18 protein-coding genes and 1 pseudogene are annotated in these 21,561 nt (G+C 34.2%); 6 read left to right on the top strand and 13 right to left on the bottom strand.

Annotated features, from left to right (window positions below):
• Positions 1-1,191: 1,191 nt before the first annotated feature.
• The 5 genes from DXC23_RS05100 to DXC23_RS05080 form a co-directional block, all read right to left on the bottom strand.
• Positions 1,192-2,004: a hypothetical protein gene (locus DXC23_RS05100; protein WP_117705097.1), complete on the bottom strand. Its 813-nt coding sequence runs from the start codon at positions 2,002-2,004 to the stop codon at positions 1,192-1,194.
• A gap of 121 nt (positions 2,005-2,125) precedes the next feature.
• Positions 2,126-3,313 carry a hypothetical protein gene (locus DXC23_RS05095; RefSeq protein ID WP_117705096.1) on the bottom strand — a complete coding sequence of 396 codons (1,188 nt, stop codon included), beginning with the start codon at positions 3,311-3,313 and terminating at the stop codon, positions 2,126-2,128.
• Positions 3,314-3,441: 128 nt separating this feature from the next.
• The gene (locus DXC23_RS05090) at positions 3,442-3,843 is read right to left on the bottom strand and encodes a DUF3232 domain-containing protein (protein ID WP_021882771.1); all 402 of its coding nucleotides are present in this window, start codon (positions 3,841-3,843) and stop codon (positions 3,442-3,444) included.
• 4 nt (positions 3,844-3,847) lie between these two features.
• Positions 3,848-4,384 carry a DUF4760 domain-containing protein gene (locus DXC23_RS05085; RefSeq protein WP_117705095.1) on the bottom strand — a complete coding sequence of 179 codons (537 nt, stop codon included), beginning with the start codon at positions 4,382-4,384 and terminating at the stop codon, positions 3,848-3,850.
• Between the two features lie 20 nt (positions 4,385-4,404).
• Complete coding sequence (locus DXC23_RS05080) at positions 4,405-5,607, bottom strand: WYL domain-containing protein (protein ID WP_117705094.1); 1,203 nt, start codon at positions 5,605-5,607, stop codon at positions 4,405-4,407.
• Positions 5,608-6,271: 664 nt separating this feature from the next.
• Between DXC23_RS05080 and DXC23_RS05070 the strand changes: the two genes are divergently transcribed.
• Complete coding sequence (locus DXC23_RS05070; RefSeq protein WP_117705092.1) at positions 6,272-6,886, top strand: hypothetical protein; 615 nt, start codon at positions 6,272-6,274, stop codon at positions 6,884-6,886.
• 409 nt (positions 6,887-7,295) lie between these two features.
• On the opposite strand, the gene DXC23_RS05065 is transcribed toward DXC23_RS05070, so the two are convergent.
• The 4 genes from DXC23_RS05065 to DXC23_RS05050 all read right to left on the bottom strand — a co-directional run bounded on the left by DXC23_RS05065 (position 7,296) and on the right by DXC23_RS05050 (position 10,349).
• A complete protein-coding gene (locus DXC23_RS05065; protein WP_117705091.1) occupies positions 7,296-8,513 on the bottom strand; it encodes a site-specific integrase in 1,218 nt (405 codons plus the stop codon).
• 172 nt (positions 8,514-8,685) lie between these two features.
• A complete protein-coding gene (locus DXC23_RS05060) occupies positions 8,686-8,961 on the bottom strand; it encodes a hypothetical protein (RefSeq protein ID WP_117705090.1) in 276 nt (91 codons plus the stop codon).
• Positions 8,958-9,944: a MobP3 family relaxase gene (gene mobP3 / locus DXC23_RS05055; protein WP_117705089.1), complete on the bottom strand. Its 987-nt coding sequence runs from the start codon at positions 9,942-9,944 to the stop codon at positions 8,958-8,960. Before mobP3 ends, DXC23_RS05060 begins: the two co-directional genes overlap by 4 nt.
• Positions 9,945-9,947: 3 nt before the next feature.
• Entirely contained in the window at positions 9,948-10,349 is a 402-nt protein-coding gene (locus tag DXC23_RS05050) for a hypothetical protein (RefSeq protein WP_117705088.1), read from the bottom strand.
• A 143-nt stretch (positions 10,350-10,492) separates the two neighbouring features.
• Here DXC23_RS05050 and DXC23_RS12760 point away from each other — a divergent pair, with 143 nt between their 5' ends.
• Positions 10,493-10,624 carry a hypothetical protein gene (locus DXC23_RS12760; RefSeq protein WP_278286544.1) on the top strand — a complete coding sequence of 44 codons (132 nt, stop codon included), beginning with the start codon at positions 10,493-10,495 and terminating at the stop codon, positions 10,622-10,624.
• A 68-nt stretch (positions 10,625-10,692) separates the two neighbouring features.
• On the opposite strand, the gene DXC23_RS05045 is transcribed toward DXC23_RS12760, so the two are convergent.
• The 4 genes from DXC23_RS05045 to DXC23_RS05025 form a co-directional block, all read right to left on the bottom strand.
• Positions 10,693-11,346 (bottom strand): hypothetical protein, encoded by a 654-nt coding sequence (locus DXC23_RS05045; protein ID WP_117705087.1) that lies wholly within the window; start codon positions 11,344-11,346, stop codon positions 10,693-10,695.
• Positions 11,325-12,173, bottom strand: a complete 849-nt coding sequence (locus DXC23_RS05040; RefSeq protein WP_242997422.1) for an ATP-binding cassette domain-containing protein — start codon at positions 12,171-12,173, stop codon at positions 11,325-11,327. The genes DXC23_RS05045 and DXC23_RS05040 overlap by 22 nt, the downstream gene beginning before the upstream one ends.
• Positions 12,163-13,926 (bottom strand): hypothetical protein, encoded by a 1,764-nt coding sequence (locus tag DXC23_RS05035; protein WP_147329125.1) that lies wholly within the window; start codon positions 13,924-13,926, stop codon positions 12,163-12,165. Before DXC23_RS05035 ends, DXC23_RS05040 begins: the two co-directional genes overlap by 11 nt.
• A 480-nt stretch (positions 13,927-14,406) precedes the next feature.
• On the bottom strand, positions 14,407-14,562 hold the full coding sequence (locus tag DXC23_RS05025; RefSeq protein ID WP_117705084.1) for a cyclic lactone autoinducer peptide: 156 nt from the start codon (positions 14,560-14,562) through the stop codon (positions 14,407-14,409).
• A 590-nt stretch (positions 14,563-15,152) separates the two neighbouring features.
• On the opposite strand from DXC23_RS05025, the gene DXC23_RS05015 reads away from it, so the two are divergent.
• The 4 genes and pseudogenes from DXC23_RS05015 to DXC23_RS05000 all read left to right on the top strand — a co-directional run bounded on the left by DXC23_RS05015 (position 15,153) and on the right by DXC23_RS05000 (position 21,376).
• On the top strand, positions 15,153-15,860 hold the full coding sequence (locus DXC23_RS05015; protein WP_117705082.1) for a LytTR family DNA-binding domain-containing protein: 708 nt from the start codon (positions 15,153-15,155) through the stop codon (positions 15,858-15,860).
• A gap of 653 nt (positions 15,861-16,513) precedes the next feature.
• On the top strand, positions 16,514-17,170 hold the full coding sequence (locus DXC23_RS12410; protein WP_158552440.1) for a GHKL domain-containing protein: 657 nt from the start codon (positions 16,514-16,516) through the stop codon (positions 17,168-17,170).
• A gap of 1,183 nt (positions 17,171-18,353) precedes the next feature.
• Positions 18,354-19,762 (top strand): annotated as a pseudogene (locus tag DXC23_RS05005) (IS3 family transposase).
• 369 nt (positions 19,763-20,131) lie between these two features.
• Positions 20,132-21,376, top strand: a complete 1,245-nt coding sequence (locus DXC23_RS05000) for an IS256 family transposase (RefSeq protein ID WP_242997420.1) — start codon at positions 20,132-20,134, stop codon at positions 21,374-21,376.
• The last annotated feature ends 185 nt before the right edge of the window (positions 21,377-21,561 follow it).

The raw sequence follows: 21,561 nt of genomic DNA, 5'->3' as shown, positions 1-21,561 counted from the left end.
TAATATACTGAAAAAATAAAACGAATCTGTTTCCGCTTTGTATTCTTTGTTTACAGCGGCGCAAAATTTGAGTTATGAATTGATTGACAGATTGATTTTAGCATGTTACCATACACTGCAATAAAGGATGTTATTTTAGCATACCGTCAGCATTTGAAATTTCTATAGAATAAAAAAGTCATCAGCTATTATATTGTAAGCTTAAAAATACCAATAGCATCAAAAAAGCATCAAAACCACGAAAATGTAATTTTGATGCTATGAATTTGGCTTAAATAGTGGCTTGTCTATGCAGTTTTGAGCTTTCAACAGTCGCTCCAAAACCGCGTGCCGAGGGTTCAAGTCCTTCTGCCCCTGCCATTGAGAAACGGCTTAAGCACTGCGTTTAAGCCGTTTTTTGATATATTTTTATGTACGGAGCACGGTTTGATTTTCCACTTTTGACACTTATTTCAGGCGTCAAAATGTTCAACCGGTGCTAATAATTCCAACATTTCCGTCTGCTACATCATCAAAATAGCATCAAAAATTATCACATCTACCGCTGTATTATCATGTCAGCTTCATTATATCGTCAAGAATATCGAATGACCAATAAATTTAGGCTTTGAGAAAAAATTAATTTTCCAAAGCCTTTTCTTTGTTTACAGCGTAGCATATTTTGATTTATAAATGTGTCCCACTGAATATACTATATATTTCACATTCATGAATAATCCTGCAATTCAACTTTTAGAATGGCCTTTTTACACTCATAAATAGAACAAAAGGTAGTTTTGCCAATTTGTATCTAATTAATATTACAGCGGTTTTCTTCGTGAATTAACATAACTTCCACCTGTTCTCAATCATCTTGTCTTTTGTAAAGGTTATCTGTTAGGTGAGTACTTTTTATCAGACTTTTCATAGCAGTCATCACATAAGGTTTTTGCCCACGGTAAATCCTTTCTAAGTTCTCCTTTAGCACTGCAATGTTCACATTGTTTTTGCTTTTTTCATAGCTACGCACTATTTTGGCTATATCACTTCTGGGCTGCTTTTTAAAATCATCAGAATGGTTATTATTGGAGGCTAATCGCAGACTTAAACTTCTGTCACCGATAATGCCAGAGAGTGTATTGGGCAAGGGGCATCTTCATACGAATAGTAACTGCAAATAACATGTAACCCTCGTATCATGTTATTATAAAATTATGCTATTCTGAAACTGCTGAGTATTGCGATAACCTCCTTTTCTTCCTGCGGTGTAAATTCTTCTGGGGTAGAAGCAGTAAATGAAATTGTACTTGAATACCAGAAGGTATATTCACCGCTTATTGCTCTTCTTACGCCCTCTCTTATGCCCTCTTCACTAACGGGAAGTACAGCATATGCAACATTTCCATCAACCTCTTTGTACTCTCTGTCGGTTTGCATATTTAGTTTTCCTATTGTTTTTATCCTTGCTACCATAAATTCACCAAGTGAACTATGGTCTGTTGCCTGTACAAAACCCGGAACAAATTGTGAAGAAGCAACTTTACTGATTTCTTCTTTATTCATATAAACTCCGCTGCCGCCACCCTGTAATTCACCTGAGTAATGTAAAAATGTCACGCTTGCACCTCCATCGTTTTCGAGAGTAACAAGCTCCTCCTGCTGATCGCATTCTTCTTTTGTAACGCTCCAATTATCGGGATAATTAAATACAAATGTAGGATATGTAACCTGATTCACTTCCTGATAACGAGTGGTATATTCATTGTTAAGAGCTACAGTTTTTTCTCCCTTTTCAGCATTACTAACATCCTTCTCTGTCGCACTCTCAGTTGCATGCTCAGTTTTCTTAGTCGTTTCCTGAACTGTCATTGGCTCTGTCGTTTGAGCTTCTGTTGCTTTTGTTGACAGTATTACCTGCGTTGCAGTTGTTTCCTGCAATTCAGAACTTTCACCGCCGCAAGAACAACTAAAAAGTGCAACAGCAATAATTAATACAGATAAAAATATTTTGTAAACAGCACGCATTTTTATTTCTCCTCGTTAATTCCTTCTACAGCATATGTCCAATGTTCTATTCCTATTTCATCCCATAACTGACGAAGTGTCGTTATACGATTAATTTTCGCTCTCTTCTTGTTTTTTCTTTTTAATTGAAATTATGTACAGCTGATTTGCTTATACTTTCTCTGTCAGAATTCACGTTTAATTTATATAATGACATAATCCCATCATACAAAAGCTTATAATCTTTGTCGTTTTTATCATCAAAGTTTTCCAACAATCTCAAAAGTATTGTCACTGCATCATTATAGCCATCCATATGCACATTATGAAGGAAGTCACCTTGAATAATATTGAAATATTCATCGGATATTTCTTTTAGCTTTGGATTATCAGCGCTTCTAAGCCTCATAAGAATTGACATAAAGGAACCACGCTTACTTATGTTTTCACAGGCATTTTTTAAAAACTGCTTTAAATCCTGTTCATTACTGATATTTGTCCAAGGCAAGGAATTATTGACATTACCGTTCTCAATATTACTGTGAGAATCAAACAAAGGCTTGACCTTATATTCTCCATTTACACTTTCCACATAATCCCATAAATAGAAGTAATTTATATATTTAGTGAAATTACGCTTATCAAACAAAAGCTGATTACCGTATGCAAAGCCGTCATTTTTGAGCCATACTAAAGAAGAATCCCAAAAATCAAAAGTTTTTCCGTATCTACCACTGTTAAAGCGACGAGGAACAAGCACCATATTTCCTATCGTATGATATAAATCAGCAAATCGAATAAAGTAAGGCTCTTTTTGAAGTTCAAAAAGAAGTTCTTTTGGATAATTACAATATATCTGTAAGCAGTCCATAAAGCTGTAATTATTCTTTTGATACTGCCTTAAATTACTGTTTTCAGATTTGCTCAGAGCATAACCCATTAATGCATTAAAAGTTGTCTGCATTGAATTCATCGTATCTCCGCCAAACTCGCCCTGAAAATTCGGAGTTGAAATTACACCTGAGGAATAATATCCCTTTTCCCAATTCCAGAGTTTTTTATAAACATCAAGGGTAAGCGCATTTCTTCCGTCAGAGCCATCACAATCGGGAATATCACCGTATGTGTTCAGGCTATTCAGACAAAACTTTTCGGCATTACTAAGGTTTTGTTTATCTTTATCAATCTTTACGCCTGTTGATTTATAGGCAAGATACCTTTCTATCGGATTAAGTGCTTCATAGGCTGAATTACCGTATTCAAAATCCAAGCAGTATTCATATGGTTTTTCTTCGTTTTTAACGAATGTTTCAATTCTGTCATATCCCATTTTAATTTCTCCTCAATTTATTTTTAAAGTCTAAATACATTAAATCTGACTGCTTAATCAATCAATAACTTCATTCTATCAAATATTTGCTCGGCTTTTTCCGCTTAAATAATATATTCTTGAATTTATTAACATCTGTTTTTAACTATTTTCTCAACATATTGCAAAACACCGTTTGCAACCTCTCTGCGATACGGTCTATCCTGCGACACTTTTCCGTCATAAAAAGGTGGTAAAGTGTTTTTCTCTGCCAGTCTGTTAAGCACATTAACATTACCCAATAAAGCGTTATGGTATGTAGTTCTTGATTTATCAAGCTCTTCAATTTTAATTTTATAATTATCTTTATCAACATTGCCGTTTGAAAAGATTTTCATACATATTTCAAGTTTATAAATCTGACTGTGATATTCCTCAAAGGAGATAAGACACCTTTGAATAGTGTTCAGTATTTTTTCATCATCCTTGTAAATTTTCAAAAGGCTTAATATTGTTTCCTCGTTAATCATCATAAGCTCCTTTATTGACATATTTTTATGCCTCCAATTTTGTTAAGGCAGTTACCAATTTGCAAAACTCTTTATGATATTTATTTTCATATGAAGAATTATTGCTATTGTTTTTCGTCAGTATCAGTGGTTCAAGCTTTTTATACAACATTGTTAAATACGATGTCGCCGCTCTTTCCGTAACTTTAACATCATATATTCCGGTATTTACCCCCAATGAAAAATGCTCTATTCTTGCCAAGTACCCCGACAGAACCCTGTATTCATTAATAGTATTATCATACTCATGATGAGTGTTCCAGAATTCAGTTGCTGTTCCTTTTTTCGCAGTGACAAATTTTCTTTTCTCTTCTGCCGACTCATTCCATTTGTCCGAAATATCCTTTATTTCTGCAAAGGTATATTCATTTAATTTGTCAAAAACCTGTTCCTGTAACAAATTCAACGCCTCTAATGTTGACTGTTTCTTTTCCCTTTGTTCGCCCCTGTATTCAACTAACACAGTATAAAGAAAGGTTACAAAGGAAATTATAACTGCTATAATTGATATTATAAGTTCCATTTCTACACTCCTTTGTAAATTTACTTTTCTATATATTTTTTATTAAGACTCATAACCTTTTCTATTACCATATTTCTGACCGATTCAGGTTCAATTATCTCTACTCTGTCGCTGTACTGCAACGCCCAATTTGCCATAGCGTACGGACTGCACTTAACTTCAACTATATCGTCATATGGTTCTGATTCTTCTGTTCTTATGTATTTAAATGTATCACCAAACCAATCGTACATAAAAGTGTAATCAGCACGCAAAGGCTTTGACGGATTATCTTTTTCTTTTGGACTTTTTATTCTCAATTTAATCTTTACAGGATTATCAAAAGACATATTCAAATGAGATAACTGAAAATCTTCGCTCCACGACTGAGGAAGATTATCAACCTTCCACTTGCTGACTGACGGAATACCATTGATATTATGTTTTTCATCTCTCCCGGGGATTTCAATTTCCGACATTAAATCAATACGCCATATCGACATATTTGTGATTGTTTTCTCGCTAAACACAAGCTCTTTACAAGCTAGTAGATAGTATCTTCCGCCGCTTGCAACAATATAATAAGGACTGACCGTATCTTTCTTATTGTGATTCGGCACAAGCTTTTTGTACTTGTCATAGCCGTTAAAAGTAAAGCTTATTTGCACACCGTCATCTATTGCATGCTGAATCTTCAGCAGATTTTCACGCAGGATTTCTCTGTCGACAAGCACAGGCTCTTTTATTCTGCAAATATTCTTTGCACCTTTTTTATAGAATTTGGTTGTCAGGTTATTTTCTATTTTTTTAATAATCTTGTTTGCAGATTCCGTATCTATTGTTTTTGAAAACAAAATACTTTCAATCATACTGTTAATTTCCTCATATGTGAAAGTATGATTATAATACAACCCTCGGATTCTCATTGTCTGATTATCGTCATATTCATCTGCTGAATCGCTTTCATCAAGCGATTCAGCCCCGAATTTTTTGACGAAATCTTTAAAAATAAGTTTCCATTCATTTTCAGACTTTACTCCGTATTCATCAAAATTCAAAGCCATCGCCATTTTTACAATCGTGTCGTTATAGGTTTCCTTGTCACCCAGATACGGCTCGATTTCAGATTCTCTTCTTAAAGCCGCCTGTGTTACAGTGTGTTCGCTGTCAGAATTCAGCTTTAAATATTCAAGTATCTTGAACGCTCTTTCAAGCTTTGAAAATCTCTCTTTTTGTTCTTTCATTTTACTTGCCTCCGTTTCAAATTCATTATATCACACATTTGCTCGGTTTTTTCCAACTTTCTGCAAAAATTTTAAATAAAAAATATTTTAAATTTAAGTTTAAGCGGAAAACTCCGCCTGACTGATTGATATAATAGTCAATGTCAGCTGAACAAATGAATAATTAAGGAAGGCGGAATTTAAATGAGCAAAATTTCAAAAGAAGCGAAGAAAGAAGAAACTGTTAAAAGATTGGAGGAATTAACAAAAACATTTAATCTGCGACCGAATATATATTAAAATATTTTAAGGAGGATAAGCCTTATTACTCATACATAACCTGTAAAGGTCTGCTGGGGACTATTGACACCATTAACTACGATAAAAGGTATGCTGAAGTCGTTGACAGATTTGAAGAAGAATATGATCGTCTTGTTTATCACGTCATTGAAACCGGCAACACTATAGCGTTATTGTTTGTCAGCGATAACAAGGAAGAGTGGGAATTCGAAACACTCTGCTGCGGTCAATATGTTCTTGCATATGTGTGCAACTTTGACAATCCCGATTATTCAGAATTTGGGGATATTATTATAAGCAGCTTTAAAGGAGCTTTAATCAGGATAGGAGACTATGTTCGGGTAACAGATTCATCTGAGAATATTTTTTGAAAAGGAGAATTGTTATGGAAAGAAGAACAATTACAGTATTTGATAAATCAAAAGAATTCCAAAAAATTGAGCAGAACAAATGCAACGAAATGATTATCAATGATATACTGAACCCACTGCTTCAGATAATTTATGCGCTCAGAGAAAGCGATAATTTCAACAACATCCCCGGTACTGATGTCGGCAAAAAAACAGGCTGGGACTATTACACAAGCGAATTTAATAATATTTACAGAGCCATTAACTGCAACTTATTTCTTTCAGAATATCAATACAGAGAAATTTACAAAACAGTACAGGGAATTCACTCATACACAAGAAAGTTTTCAGGTGCTGACGGCTTGCAGGACTTTTTCTTTGAAGCAAACGAAAATCTGCATTACTACACATTTGCATTCAGCGAGGACGGAAAACGCTGTAAAAATTATTTAAAAATTCGTCAGGACAATGCCCCGACTGAAAACGAGTATTCAACGTCAGAAATTTACCACGCAAAAAACACTCTAAGAAATGATGAATTGAATCTCCGTTTTGAAGAGGAAGATTTTTTTGTTGAAGAACTTGCTTATGCGGTCAGAGTGATTTTTATAAACATAATCAGGGAAAATGAAAGAGAATCAAAACCTTAAAACGCCGTACATAAAACTATAATAATTACATAAAAAATGCGCAGCCATAAAGAGCTACGCACGAAAAAAGCACGGCTCATTTGCTGCTACACAAAACTTTCACTACATCTCAGTGCATATGAAAATTGAGCCTGCATTTTTACCAGGAAAAACACAAACCGAGATGTAATTATTTTTAGTTTTGTGTAGCACTTTTATATACTCAAAGTTTGCAAGAAAGGGCAAATACAAATTCTAATTATCTGAAAGACTTAGTAACTTCACAGAGATTTTTCCTTTGAAGTTCATTCAACTTTCTGTTAGTTTTCAATTCTGGAATGTATCTCGGGCATAAAGGCAACAGTACAATCCTTAAAATACCATGTTTTTGCATTTAAGAGGTTCATACGATCTGTAAAAAAGTTCCTTTTTACAGATTAAATCCATCCGTAATCCCATTCAGCTTGGTCAAATCTCTTTTTACATAATACAGTTCCGTAATTTCAGAAGTTGTGTGCCCAAGCAAATCTGCCACCTGTCTTGGGGTTAAGGATTTGATTGAGCCGACAGGTTGCTTTATTCCGTTTACAAGGTTGGTGGCGAAGGTGTGGCGGAGCGAGTGCAAACCTTTGGTTTCTATACCTGCGGCTTTGAGGATTCTGTAATAGCGTTTGCGGAAATTTACCGGTCGGGTGAAGTTGCCGTTTTCATCGGGTATCAGCGGTGAGTCCTCTCCAAAGTAGAATTCTTTTCTCAGGTCAAGTATCATTTCAATCGCCGTATCGTTCAGCGGAACATCTCGTTTGCTGGTGGCACTTTTCAGCTTGCCAACCTTGATTTCTCGTCCTTTTTCTGCCGTTACTCTGTCACGCTTTGATATTTCCTTTACACCTCTGTTAAGGTGCATAACACGATTTTCAAAGTCAATGTCGCTGTTGAGAAGACCGAGCACCTCACCTGTCCGCAAGCCCGTATTCAGCATAAGTATATATGCGGCGGCTTGCTGATATTTTCTCTTGCCGTTTGAGAATGTGCTGAACGCTTCATCTTTGAATATTTTAATCTCTTCCGGCGTGAATACCGTTATGGTTTCGCTCGTCGGAAGATTTTCTTTGTCCTGAGCCGCCAGAAAGTTGCTCTTCTTAATCATGGGCGCACTTATCATAGGATTTCTGTCAATGTACTCTTGCTGGGTGAGATAGCGGAAATATTCATTCAGCACATTATGCACTTTCTTAACCGTAGTGTAAGCATAGCCTTCGTTCATCTTATCGTTGAGTAACTTTTTAATATCTGCCGACTTGACATCTCCGACCACTTTATCGCCGATATACGGATAGATTTGATTTTTCGCTGTACATTCGTATCTGTCATAAGTAGTCCGTTCAACAGATGGGAACTTAAATACCTCAAGCCAGTTCTGCATACTGTCCCGAAGTCTTTTCTTTGTTTCTTGCGACTCAATTATTGAGTCGTTGAACACCACAATATATTCAGTCATTTTCTTGTTGACTTCGGCTTTTGTTGTACCGGAAAAGCTCTTCCTTTTTCGTTCGCCTTGCTCATCCATATACCAAACAACACCGCCCCAACGACTATCCGTCCTTTTGAAAGCGTTGCCGTTAGTAAGTAATTTCTTTGTTGACATAATATCAGCTCCTTTTCAAGTACAACAACATACCATAAATTCATCTGAATATCCAGACCAAATCTGAATTTTTTAAATATCGCCTGTGTCGGTTTTAATTTAGAATTTCGATTACTTTCCTGCTGATTGCAATAAAATCGCAACACGGGCGACACGTGGCTCAACAGGAGGTTTACATTGACACTGTAAATACCTGCTCTTCATCATTTTCGATTTCATTCTGATTAACCGTTCTGTCGGTTTTAAGTCCGTGAGCAACCTTTTTCTCTTTAAGCTTGGATTTCAGTTTGCTGTCAACCTGACCGAATAATTTAGCTTGTTTACGCTTGCAACTGTTTGCAATCAATTTTGCGAGTGTGAGGACTATTCCTGAAACAGATTGCTCAACACTTGATTTATCAATTTCGTATGACGGGGTTGCTTTAGATAATAAATTGACCGACTTCAAAATATAGTTCTTGATACTTTTGACAAATTTTTATCCTTTGCAAGTTCCGCCACAATATTGTTGACGGTTCCTTTGATTGATTTAGGAAGATAGCCATACATCAATCTGCCGTTGTAATTTCTGAGCTGTTCATCAAGTTTTCTGAACAGTTCAACCATTTTATCGGAAACATAAACATCTGAATCAATATTTGAAATTAAATCATCAATTACATTCTTTGCCTCATTTTTAAGTTCGTCACGGATTTCTGTCAGCATTTCAAACAGTTTGTATTGCTCATTTCTGAAAATATCATTGCCGAATGAACTACGCATACTCTCAATGCCATTGTTAGTAAGATAGCCTTGTCCTGATTTAGAATAAACAAGCAGATGTATGTGAGGATGCTGTGTTGTGTTATGAAATGCTCCGTACCATTGCAAATCGCTTGGCTCTATTTTATGAGCCTTGGCAATTTCTAAAACATTTCTTCTCACAAGACTTTTCCACGCATTTGCATTGTTGTAGCCAAGTCTTTCAGCATCTTCTCTTTTAAGACTAATGACATGAGTCCACACAATTCCATTGTGATTTGAAACTTCTTCAGCTACCTCATCAAGATTTATCTTGTCATCAGTTTGAGAAAACAATCCATGTTTCCCTAACTTCTCAACACCCGGTCTTTCGGCATAATATGAAACTAACTTTTTAACACCGCCTATCCTGTCTGCGTTGCGTTCAAGAAATTCGTTGAGGAATTCTGTTGCGTTAGACTTTGTCTTATTTTCAAGATAAGACTTCATCTCGGGATAATCCCAAGCTTCCGGAACAGTTTTTAGTGCAGTGCAGATTAAGTCATTTTGTTTCTTGGTAGCAGGAGAGTTATCGATACCGTTTGGCAGTTTTTCAACACCCTCACGAGTGCCCATATATTTTATCAGCTTACCTGCATTTGATGATGCAGGATTTTTTATATATCGGCTTGTAAAAATAATCTTCGGCATAGATTAACCTCGTTGAAATTTGTACGCATTTTCAAATGTTATGATACCGTTGTTCCTTGCGACTTCTTCTGCACAGAGATTATTCAGCGATGATAATGAAACTTTATCAATCTGATTTGTTGCTGATATAACATTACTTAGCTTTGCCTGTTCAACAGCCATCTTGAACAGCATTTCAGAAACATTCTTTTCCACGCTTTCAATTTCACTTTTAATGGTTTGTGCGAGTATTGGTGAGAGATAATCAATACATTTTTGCTGATGTAGATAACCAATGTAAAACTGAACAGCCTGACAGACAAAATCGCTCTTTGAAGTTGCATTTGCATCATCAAGCATTTCTGTTATTTCTTCAACCATTGAAGGCTTCATCCAATAGGCATATTTCTTTTTATTTTCGCTCATTTCTGATAGACCCCTCAAATTCTGATTTTTGACATACTGCAAAACCGCATAACAGTCGGCTCTGCCGTCTGATGTGACTCCGTGGGGAGACGCCCCACTTTAACCTGCTTTTCATAGTTTTTTTCTAAAAGGAGGTTGTTTGATTGTTGGGTAAGCATAAGAAAATGACCATTTCCGAATTTGAGAAATGGTCACGGTTTGCGTCAAGTTTGAGGGATAAGGCGGTTGCAGGAGAGATTAAGTTTGAACAGTATTATGCTGATATACGCAAGTAGCTTATCTTTGTTTTCTGCTATGCAAATTTTGGATATGTATAATCAGGTATTATATAATTATAAAAATATTACAAACGTTTGAAACAAGAATTTGATAACACAAAAACAAATATACTACTTATCAATATAAAAATATATGGACATATTATGTCCATGGTGCTGCTTGGAATATCAGATGAAAGCATATTAATAAACTTAAGAAAGTCAATATTGGCAGTCATGCAAAATATTTCGTAACACACACTGATAATAAAAGGAATTGCTATATTTTTTAAAATTATAGATATTGAAAAACTAATACTAAAAAAAGCAAATGCCTGAACAAAAAATATAAAAATATAATTGAAATAATTAAAATTTAGTATTATACAATATAAACCAAGCAATACACATATATGCAGGAAATAAAAAGCAAACACAAGAAAAAGTTCAACTATAAGACTTTTTTTATAAACAAGCAATAGTTCTCTGATCCTGCCCTCTACATACTCTCTGAAACCAAATAAAGTCCACCATACAGCAAAAAATGGGCAAAAAATTTGTAACATTATGTATGTTGAAAAATAACATTGTTCGGGTGAATATCCTTTAGCAAAATCCAAATATGTTAAAAAAGGAAGTACAAGAAATAAAAAAACAACAGGTACAATATAGAGAATTCCCATTCCTTTAAGTGTTAATTGTATTAATGAAAGGCGGTTTATATATCTTTTAAGGCACATAAATATCCATCCTCTATATCAGCGTTAATACTCACTCCCTGCTCAATAAAATTACTTGAGAGAACGATTATATAATTTTTATTATCCTTACTGATTCTGTCTTTAACATAATAATTTCCCTCTAAATTATTTTCATATTCTTCGTCTAAAAGAAAAACTTTTTCATTTCCGATAGAAGTAATATCGCTGCAAGTTCCCTGAACAACATTTCTTCCCTCATTAATTATAACAATCTCATCACATATTGATTTTACGTCCGAAACAATGTGAGTAGAAATAATAATAGTTTTATCATTTTTTATTTTCCTTAAAAGAGATTTAAATCTTACTCTCTCCTCAGGATCAAGACCTGCAGTCGGTTCATCAAACAAAACAATTTCAGGATTTCCCATTATAGCTTGGGCTATTCCCAATCGTCGAACCATACCTCCTGACAGCGAACCCACTTTGTTTTTAATTTTATCACTTAGGTTGACCAAATCAATGCAATATCTGATTTCATTGTCTTGATTTGACTTAGGTATTTTCTTTAATGTGGCAAAATATCTCATAGTTTCATATACAGTCAATGACTTCATAGCACCAAACTGCTGAGGCAAATATCCTATATTTTCACAATCGCACTCAATGCTTCCCTTTTCGGGAGAAAGCAAACCGCATATACATCTCATCATAGTAGTTTTGCCGGAACCGTTTGGCCCAAGCAAGCCATAAATACCGTGCTTAAATTCGCAGGAAAAATCATTTAAAGCTTTTGTTTTCTTAAAAGACTTAGTGCAGTTCTTCAAAATCAGCACAATTACACCTTCTTCCTTGTTAATTATCATTTATACTTTCGGAGTCAACCACGGCTTTTTCTACATATTTAGAATAGCCCATATCTCTTTGAGCAAGAAGTATTTCAGCAACTTGCTTCTTTGTTTCCTCATCAGTTGCTTTATTAATAAAAACTGTATCATCTCCTAAAAATATTCCATCATAAATACAATTAGAAGAAAGCATTTCATTTGTCTGAATAATAGTATATTCTTTGAGATTTAATTTATTGCTGCTATTGTTATCCAACTCATTAATGTATTTCTGAATTTCGTCTGTATATTCTTCATCTATTTCGCTCAATCCCCACCCCTTTACAGTAATTGCATAAATCTTATAAATATCAGACGAATTTGATTTATAAAATCCACTAAAAAGCGTAGGATAGCTTGTAACCCCGACAAAACAATTTTTCTCATTCTTTACCTCATCAAGATTTGAATAAAACTGCCTTGCTGAATCAACTCGAATATTAAATTCTGTTTCGGATTTTATCTCAATCGGATTATATGTGGTATAATCACCCGTAATTTTGTAAAATCCGGGAATAGGGTAATATGCAAAAAAGCCGGGCAGAGAACACGCCTGATAATTACTGTATAATATAGGTGAATAACCGCTGTACTTTATGTTTATAAGTTGCAGGTTTCCGTTCCCTATTACAGTAACATAATCTCCTTCACGATTATATTTTAAAGCATTTCCTTCAATATCAGTTATCTTTAAAACATTGTATCCATGGTACAATGTAAAATTGTAATACTCTAAACCTGTATCAGATAAAGTCATTGATACTTCGGCATCTAATTGTCTGTAAATGCTTAAATCCATATCGTATGATGTAACTTCAAAATCCGGATCTTGGTTCTTTTGCTCATTTTCAGTATAAAACAAATAATCTGACATTGAAATACTGTCAAGCTGAGCTCCCTTTTCAATATGGCTTCCACCATAAAAGTAGCCAACCAGATTAAATGTTGAAATTAATAGTGTTAATGACAGTAAAACAGCTTTTAATGCGGTTTTCTTTATTTGACAAAGTTTGAAAAACAAAAATGACAGTAGAGAAATCCAGAAAATAATTAAATTCCATCTATAAATTTCAGCATACATACCGTAATCATGGTTTATGTACCACTCTAAATCATTTGGCAGAATATATGCAAGAAAATATTTTGCTTCCCAAAAATTAATTTTGGTAACCTGGCTTAAACCCCCCGGAATAAAGTCAGATGTACTTGACACAAGGAAAATTATAAGCGCCATAAGAGCATATGAAACAATCCTTTTCGTCTTTTGAGCAAAAAAAACGCCAAGTAAAATCGGGATTATTCCACCCAGAAAAACATATAAAAATAAAACTGAAAATATATGATACAAATAACTGTAGTCATTCATTCCGGATGACAAAAATATAACAAAATTAAATACAAATGCGCTAAAGAACTCTAAAGCCGGAATAAACAACAAAACTGTTACAGTACTTGTTAAAATCCTGGTCTTACCATTTTTGTGTGAATACAATGCTTCATCTATATAACAACGCTTATATAGGTAAAAGAATTCATATGATGTAAAACATAATATTACAAATGATAGTAAGCATAATTTTATAGAATTCTTTAAATATATTAATACATCATTATTGAGTGAAAAGCTATAACAACTATATACAAGATTCCCCAAAAAACATACTAACAGTATGATAACCGGAATAAATATTATTTTAGTTTTAAAAAACAATTTTAAATTTTGTTTTATCATTTTTACTCACCCTATTCCTTGTAAGTACGGGTCTTACAAGGAAATAATAAATACTAAATTAGATTGCTGTAATTTTACCTGTGGCTGAACAATTCTTACCACCCCACCACCATGAATTCATTTTACCTCTCCATGATGCTTTGGAATTATTTATGACGGTGTATACACCTGATGATGCATTATATCCCGGTTCAGCAAAAACATGTTGCGCCTGTACCCATGTTATAATAGAAATAATATAACATCTTGTTGGCGTTTTAGCATGGTAGCCGCCTGCAAACTTACGAATAACTATAAAAGACAAGTAAAACACTAAACTTTCAGTCAATAGATTGAAAACCAATCCTAAAACTATGACTGTCGCCATATGAAATGTAGAGGACAAAATTATGTATATGGCATATTCATATAACTCATAATTATCTGTATGCTTTTCATCTTTGCATAAGATGCGGGCGACTTTGCTTGAAATCAATTTGATCATTTGATGTTTTTAAACTTTTCAAAACCCTTTGGCGTTTTAGGCTGATAGATTATATAACACCCTGAAGAATTTGCGTTAACTTTCAATGTAGCAAACAATCCTTTTTTGACTCCGTCTTTAATTTTAGTTGATAATAGTTTTTCGTTTTTCATTGTAATCAACCTCCTTATTATAAATTTATCAAAAAAATATTTGTAAATGTTGAATTTTACAAAAATGGTAATAAATTCGACAAAAAATGCACTTTTAATCTATTATAGCCCTTCATCTTACAACTATATAAAAACTTTTAAATATTATAATCATATAAGAATATTATCTTTTTTAAATTTATTAACAATATTGCCGATGATTGATAACATTTTATTGGTTGATATTAATGTATGTAGACTACAAAAATAGGAATTTGTATAGCACAACATAGAAAAGAAATAAAAATGGAGAAAAATGCTTTAGCCAAAAAAACATGTTTTTCAAATTATCACATATCAAATATTGAAAACGGTTACTCTGTACTAGGTATTGAAACATTTGCTAAAATCTGCAATGCATTAAATATCACACCTGACTACCTCTTATTAGGTACTTTAAAAATTAATAACATTCCTCAAAATATTGTTAACAAATTAAATCATTGAATCTAATATCAAAAATAATATATAGAGTTTTAACTGAACAGGAATAAAACAGATGACAAATTCTTTTTTTTGAGTTATAATCCTAATTAAGGAGGTATAGCTCTATGAATGTACTGATATGTGATGATGATTTGAAAATCGTTCAGCAAATCAAAAATTTTCTCCTTAAATTATCAAAACAGTCAACCTATAATTTTGATATTACCTGCTTTTCAAATGGGGATTCTATATTGGATAAACAAATTAAAACTGATTTTGCGTTTATTGATATAGAAATGCCCGGTGTTAATGGACTTTCTGTTACAAAACATCTTCAGACACTAAATCCGAATATTATTGTCTTTATAGTTACATCTTTTCAAGGATATCTTGATGATGCAATGGATTTAAAGGTTTTTAGATTTTTATCTAAACCCATTGACGAAAATAGATTTTTTAGGAGCATGGAGATTGCTTTAAATCTGTATAAACAAAGCACAGAAAAAATTGTCTTAGACTATTTTGATGAATGTCACAATATATTTACAATTGACATCTTGTATTTAACTATAGAAAATCGCAAAACTAAACTAGTTACAAAAACGCAAGAGTTCATTTCAAATAAAAAGTTTGATTATTGGAAAAGCCACTTAAAACCATATGGTTATTTTGCACAATCACACTATAGTTATCTTGTTAATCTGAGGTATGTCTCGGATTTTAATAAGACTGAGCTTAATATTAATGTAGATTTAAGAAGTGAAACTCTACCTATATCTCAAAGGAACTATTCAAAATTTAAAAAATCATATTTTGCGTACATAGGGGTATGAAAATGGTATACACAATTTGCTATGCGTTTATTTTTCTTGCAGAAATTCTGATATCACTGTTTTATTTTGAAAACAAATTTGAAAGAAAATCAAGCAAAAAATTTTTGTTATTTTCAGTTGTTATTGTGTATGTATTATTGTATTTATCTCGATTATTGAATTTAACATTGGTTAATTTAATTGCATTTTTTGCGTGTAACTTCTTTTTACTTTATTTTTGTTATTTCATAAGTGTTAAATCCTGTATTTTCCACTGTAGCATATTACTTATATTTATGGCAATCACAGAAAGTATTGTTATGTTTGTTTCAACAGTATTATTCGGTACGGATTTATTCACTTGCCTGGATAATTCTCTAAGTCTCATTATTCAATCGCCTATCAGTAAACTGTTATATTTTTTGATAATTTACTTTGTATCAAAATTCTCAATAAAAGAACATAAATCAGAAAGTTATTCTCTTTCTATACCTCTTTTGGTTTTACCTGCCTCAAGCATTCTGCTACTGTATGCAGTATCATATGCACTACACAATTTTGATTTAGAACAAAAATACATGTATTTATTAATAATAAGTATAGTGCTATTACTTTTCTCAAATATAGCGGTTTTTTGGGTATATGAATTTACTTTGAAAACTCAAAGACACAATATGGAATTGGAATATGAAAGGCAAAAGGAAAAATCTACGGCTGAGTATTATGATTTACTTAATGAGCAAAATGAAAACTCAAAAATTGTTATGCACGACATTAAAAGACATTTAAATGCAATTAAAAGTATATCAGGGGACGATGCTGTTACCGAGTACATAGATGATTTTATCGAAGATTTCAGCGTAAACAAATCCGTTGATTATTGTAACAATCCTATGGTTAATTCTATAGTCAACAGGTATAAATCTGTGTGCGACAGGCTTGGGGTGAAGATGAATATTGACATCAGAAGGGCCGATTTTGGTTTCATGAACCAACCCGACATAACTGCTCTGCTTGACAATCTGCTTGAAAACGCAGTCGAAGCGGCAGAAAATACAGAAAACGGATTTATAGATTTTTCGGTGTTTGTACGCAAAAATAAATATCTGTCAATACAGCTTACAAACTCGGTCAAGAATATTGTAGCCGTCAAGAACAACCGCATAGCATCATCAAAAAAAACTGACGCAATACATGGAACGGGACTGAAAAGCATTAAAAGAGTAGTTAAAAAATATGACGGTGAAATAAATATGAAATTCAATGAGGATGATATGACCTTCACATCAAATGTTGTGTTTGAAATTCCTCAACTAAACTATGAATATTGATTACAAAAACATTAATAAGACGAGTTTCAACGCCTGTTAAAGACAAAGAAAACACTTTAGAAATGACTTCGCTCTACAATAGCGGATTTTCCGATTTCTCTCCTAATGGTGTATTCAAGATTCACAGAATTATATTTGGTGATGTATATGAATTGGCAGGAAAACACAGAAGTATTAATATTAAGAAGCGTTAACCGTTGCTTTTAGGAAAGAGTGTATGGTATTCTAATTGGGATTGTATTGATAAAGATTTGAATACTGTGCGGTAATATCTGCAATGCTTTTGTTATCTGTTATTTTTGCGAGCATTCTGAATATGAACACAACTTAAAATACTTCTTGCCGCTATTTATTCTAAGCCGATTTAAGAGTCTGCTGCTACAAATATCATCACAGAGATTACAATCCTTCACCACATGAGTATATTGAGGAAAATAAAAATCTCTATTCTTTGTTTATTGCGGTGCAAATTTTGAGCTATAGATTGCTTTACAATGAATTTTAATTATGTTATTATATGTAGCAACGAGGAAGTTAATTTGGCAGGAATTTTCCAATAGCATCAATAAAGCATCAAAACTGCGAAAATACAATTTGATGCTCCGACTTTGGCTTAAAAAGTGGCTTATCTATGCGATTTTGAGTTTTCAACAGTCGCTCCAAAACCGCGTGCCGAGGGTTCAAGTCCTTCTGCCCCTGCCAAGGAAACCAGTCTAAAAAGATTGGTTTTTATTTTTTGTAATGAGAGTTAGGGAATTAACGCAGAAGGACTGCGCCTGAGCAAAGTGAGGAAGTGACCTTGGGGTACGACCGTTAAGAAAACAGTCCGGTGGTAGTCTTGCGACCGCCGCCGGTGGCGGATAAAGGGAGCAAAGTGCTGTCTGAAATAAGGAGCATAAGGAAGTGCATTTATATACAACGCAATGCGACTATATTTCAGACGGGAAAACATTTAAGAGAGCGTTGATGATACTTTGACTGTGAACAAGCCGCAATAGGCGAGGCAGATATTTTTAAATAAATGTAATCACTATAATCAAACAGTACCGTATTTTCTTTAAAATTTAAAAAATACACTTGCAATCTTGTATTAATGGTGTTAAAACAAAAATACACACTATGAATATGACCCGACCCCCAAAAGTTAGACCTAAAAAATCTAACTTTGGAGGTCGGTATTTTTATGTCAAAATACAGTTATGAATTCAAGAAGAAGGTAGTAATGGACTACATAAATGGAAAAGGAGGATATAAAAGTTTATGTAAAGAAAATGGGATACCGAGTCAAACAATATTACGAGATTGGATCTCAGCATACAAAGAATTTGGAAACAAAGGATTAATGCGATCAAGAGAAAAGAAAAATTACTCTTTTGAATTTAAGATGCATGTGGTAGAATTATACTTAACAACGGAAGTATCGTATCGAGAACTTGCATTGAGTTTAGGTATCAATAATCCACCAATGATAGCAAAATGGGTAACCGATTACCGTGCAGTTGGAGCTGATGCGTTACGACCAAAGAGAAAAGGACGGAAACCCAAAGTGTCTAAACCAAAAAAGATAATACCTAACACAGGAAAAGAAAAAGCTGAATCAGAATATCTGAAACAGCTTGAAGATGAGAATTTAAGATTAAGGATTGAAAATGCGTATTTAAAAGAGCTGAGGAGATTGCGTTTGGAGGAAGAAAAACCTCCGAAAAACAGGCAAGAATAATACACAGTCTCCGAGGAGAATTCAGGCTAAAAGATATTCTTGCCGTAACAGGTTTTCCAAAATCAACATATATGTATTGGCAAAATAGATTTGAGCGAGAGAACCCGGATGAAAAATTAGAAAAAGAAATTCTTGATATACGAAAAGTGCATAAAGACTATGGTTATCGCAGAATTTGTGGAGAATTGCGAAACAGAAATATTTTTGTAAACAAGAAAAAAGTTCAAAGAATTGTTCAGAAATTGAACCTGCAAGTAACCTCGTTTACTCATAAAAGCAGAAAATACAGTTCATACAAAGGTAAAGTAGGAAAGATTGCTCCAAACAGGATTAACCGTAGATTTAACACAAGTGTACCGCATCAGAAAATCACAACAGATACAAGTGAATTTAAGTATTATGAGGTTGACAGCAAGGGCAGAATGATAATCAAAAAGCTCTATCTTGCTCCATTTATGGATATGTTTAACGGAGAGATTCTGAGTTTTGGCATATCTCAAAAGCCATCTGCCGAGAACATTATGAGTGCATTAGATGAAGCTATTACTATCACTAATGACTGTTTATATCGCAGGACTTTTCACTCTGACAGAGGATGGGCTTATCAGATGAAAGCATATTCACAAAAGCTGAAAGAAAACAGAATATTTCAGAGTATGTCAAGAAAAGGAAATTGTCACGATAACTCTGTTATGGAAAATTTCTTTGGAATATTAAAGCAAGAAATATATTATGGAAAAGTTTATTACAGCTATGAAGAGCTTAAACAAGCAATTATCAAATACATTGATTACTACAACAACAAGAGAATCAAACAGAAACTCGGCTGGTTAAGTCCGGTTGAGTACAGGATTAATGCCTTAGTTGCATAACAAAAGCGTAGCAGCTAAAAGCCACTACGCTTTCAAGTCTAACTTTTGGGGGTCACCACATGGGGAGCAAAGCTGTTTTACTTTGACCATCGTAAATGCCTGCAAATTTGTAATTTTGCAAGCAAACTGACGGTTGTGCTTGTGGATATTAAAAAGTCGGATTTAGAATTTGTGGGTGATTATATTGCATGCTATCTCTTTGAAATATATTCAGATGATAAAATAATGACAGTCTTGTTGGAACGATTTTTTAACGAGCATCCGAGCTTGTAAAATAAAGTGTGTAAGTTAAAAAATAGCTTGCACACTTTTTGCATTTGTGGGAAAGTGTGCTACAATGAAAGAAATGACAGAAAAGGAATGAACGAAATGGCAAAGAAAAAGGAAAGCACACCGGGCGGGAACCTCGCAAAGCAGATCATCGAACAGTATCGTCCGAAAAGTGTAGCCGATATGCAAGACGCATTGAAAGACATTTTCGGACCGATGTTTGAGGCGATGTTACAGGGCGAAATGAATAGCCACCTCGGATATGAAAGTAACGATCACGGTGCAAAATCAACCGATAACCGTCGCAACGGCTACACCAATAAGAAAGTCAGGACAAGTGCAGGAGAGGTTGAAATTAAAGTGCCTCGTGACAGAGATTCAAGCTTTGAACCGAAGCTTGTACCAAAGCGTCAAAAGGATGTATCTGAAATTGAAGAAAAGGTATTAGCTATGTATGCAAGAGGAATGAGTCAGAGAGATATTGCTGATACTATTGAGTATATCTATGGCTTTGAAATCTCACACGAAATGGTATCTCAAATTACCGACTGCGTATTGGATGAACTTAACGATTGGCAAAACAGACCTCTAAAAAGGATGTATACATTTCTGTTTGTCGATTGTATGTATGTCACCATCAGAAAAGAGTATGAGAGCAAGAATTATGCATTATATACAATTTTAGGCTATGATATTGACGGACAAAAGGACATTTTAGGCTTGTGGCTTAATGAAAGCGAAAGCAAACACACTTGGATGCAAATATTTGACGAGCTAAAAGGACGAGGTGTGGAGGACGTATTGTTTATCTGTATGGACGGCGTTTTCGGTCTTGAAGACGGTGCAAAAGCGATATTTAAAGATGTTGTCGTCCAGCGTTGTATTGTGCATTTAATCCGAAGTTCAATCAAATATGTGCCAAGCAAGGACTACAAAAAATTCACACAAAGCATAAAGAAAGTGTACGGAGCACCTAGCCTTACAGCCTCTCGAAAGGCCTTTGAACAGTTTTGTCAGGAGTGGTCGCAATATCCGGGAGCAGTTAATGTTTGGAAGCGAAATTTCAACCATATAGAGCAGCTTTTCGATTACGGAAGTGCTGTTAGAAAAATTATGTACACAACAAATGCGGTTGAAAGCATCAATTCGAGCTTTCGCAAGGTCACCAAAAAAGGTGCTTTTCCAAACGAAAATGCATTGCTCAAATTGCTCTATCTCAGAATTACCGAGCTTTACAAAAAATGGAACGGAAGCAAGGTCCAAAACTGGGCTATGGTCAGAAATCAACTCGCGACAAACGACAAAGTTAAAGCCCGTATTGAAAAATACGAGCACTTAATCTGACGCCTTTTTCGTTGCGCTCCGCTCCACTCCAAAGGCGTACAAAAACATCAATTATCTATTTTCTAAAAAAACTTGCACACTTTTATTGACAAAGCTTTTCAACATAAAAAACAGCAACCGTATTGCTGTGGTGACCCCCAAAAGTTAGACTTGAAAGCGTAGTGGCTTTTAGCTGCTACGCTTTT

The organism is Eubacterium sp. OM08-24, from assembly GCF_003438075.1.
Lineage (GTDB): Bacteria > Bacillota > Clostridia > Oscillospirales > Acutalibacteraceae > Ruminococcoides.
Note: the sequence above shows the minus strand (reverse complement) of the source record. Positions and strands in the feature narration are given on the sequence as shown.

What these genes read in the sequence shown, in the direction of transcription:
- DXC23_RS05085 (WP_117705095.1), bottom strand. Translation starts at nt 4,384, where the DNA reads ATGGAACTTATAATATCAATTATAGCAGTTATAATTTCCTTTGTAACC.
- DXC23_RS05090 (WP_021882771.1), bottom strand. Translation starts at nt 3,843, where the DNA reads ATGTCAATAAAGGAGCTTATGATGATTAACGAGGAAACAATATTAAGC.
- DXC23_RS05035 (WP_147329125.1), bottom strand. Translation starts at nt 13,926, where the DNA reads ATGATAAAACAAAATTTAAAATTGTTTTTTAAAACTAAAATAATATTT.
- DXC23_RS05080 (WP_117705094.1), bottom strand. Translation starts at nt 5,607, where the DNA reads ATGAAAGAACAAAAAGAGAGATTTTCAAAGCTTGAAAGAGCGTTCAAG.
- DXC23_RS05015 (WP_117705082.1), top strand. Translation starts at nt 15,153, where the DNA reads ATGAATGTACTGATATGTGATGATGATTTGAAAATCGTTCAGCAAATC.
- DXC23_RS05095 (WP_117705096.1), bottom strand. Translation starts at nt 3,313, where the DNA reads ATGGGATATGACAGAATTGAAACATTCGTTAAAAACGAAGAAAAACCA.
- DXC23_RS05025 (WP_117705084.1), bottom strand. Translation starts at nt 14,562, where the DNA reads ATGAAAAACGAAAAACTATTATCAACTAAAATTAAAGACGGAGTCAAA.
- DXC23_RS05050 (WP_117705088.1), bottom strand. Translation starts at nt 10,349, where the DNA reads ATGAGCGAAAATAAAAAGAAATATGCCTATTGGATGAAGCCTTCAATG.
- DXC23_RS05100 (WP_117705097.1), bottom strand. Translation starts at nt 2,004, where the DNA reads ATGCGTGCTGTTTACAAAATATTTTTATCTGTATTAATTATTGCTGTT.
- mobP3 (WP_117705089.1), bottom strand. Translation starts at nt 9,944, where the DNA reads ATGCCGAAGATTATTTTTACAAGCCGATATATAAAAAATCCTGCATCA.
- DXC23_RS05000 (WP_242997420.1), top strand. Translation starts at nt 20,132, where the DNA reads ATGGCAAAGAAAAAGGAAAGCACACCGGGCGGGAACCTCGCAAAGCAG.
- DXC23_RS05040 (WP_242997422.1), bottom strand. Translation starts at nt 12,173, where the DNA reads ATGATAATTAACAAGGAAGAAGGTGTAATTGTGCTGATTTTGAAGAAC.
- DXC23_RS05065 (WP_117705091.1), bottom strand. Translation starts at nt 8,513, where the DNA reads ATGTCAACAAAGAAATTACTTACTAACGGCAACGCTTTCAAAAGGACG.
- DXC23_RS12410 (WP_158552440.1), top strand. Translation starts at nt 16,514, where the DNA reads ATGGAATTGGAATATGAAAGGCAAAAGGAAAAATCTACGGCTGAGTAT.
- DXC23_RS05070 (WP_117705092.1), top strand. Translation starts at nt 6,272, where the DNA reads ATGGAAAGAAGAACAATTACAGTATTTGATAAATCAAAAGAATTCCAA.
- DXC23_RS05045 (WP_117705087.1), bottom strand. Translation starts at nt 11,346, where the DNA reads ATGTGCCTTAAAAGATATATAAACCGCCTTTCATTAATACAATTAACA.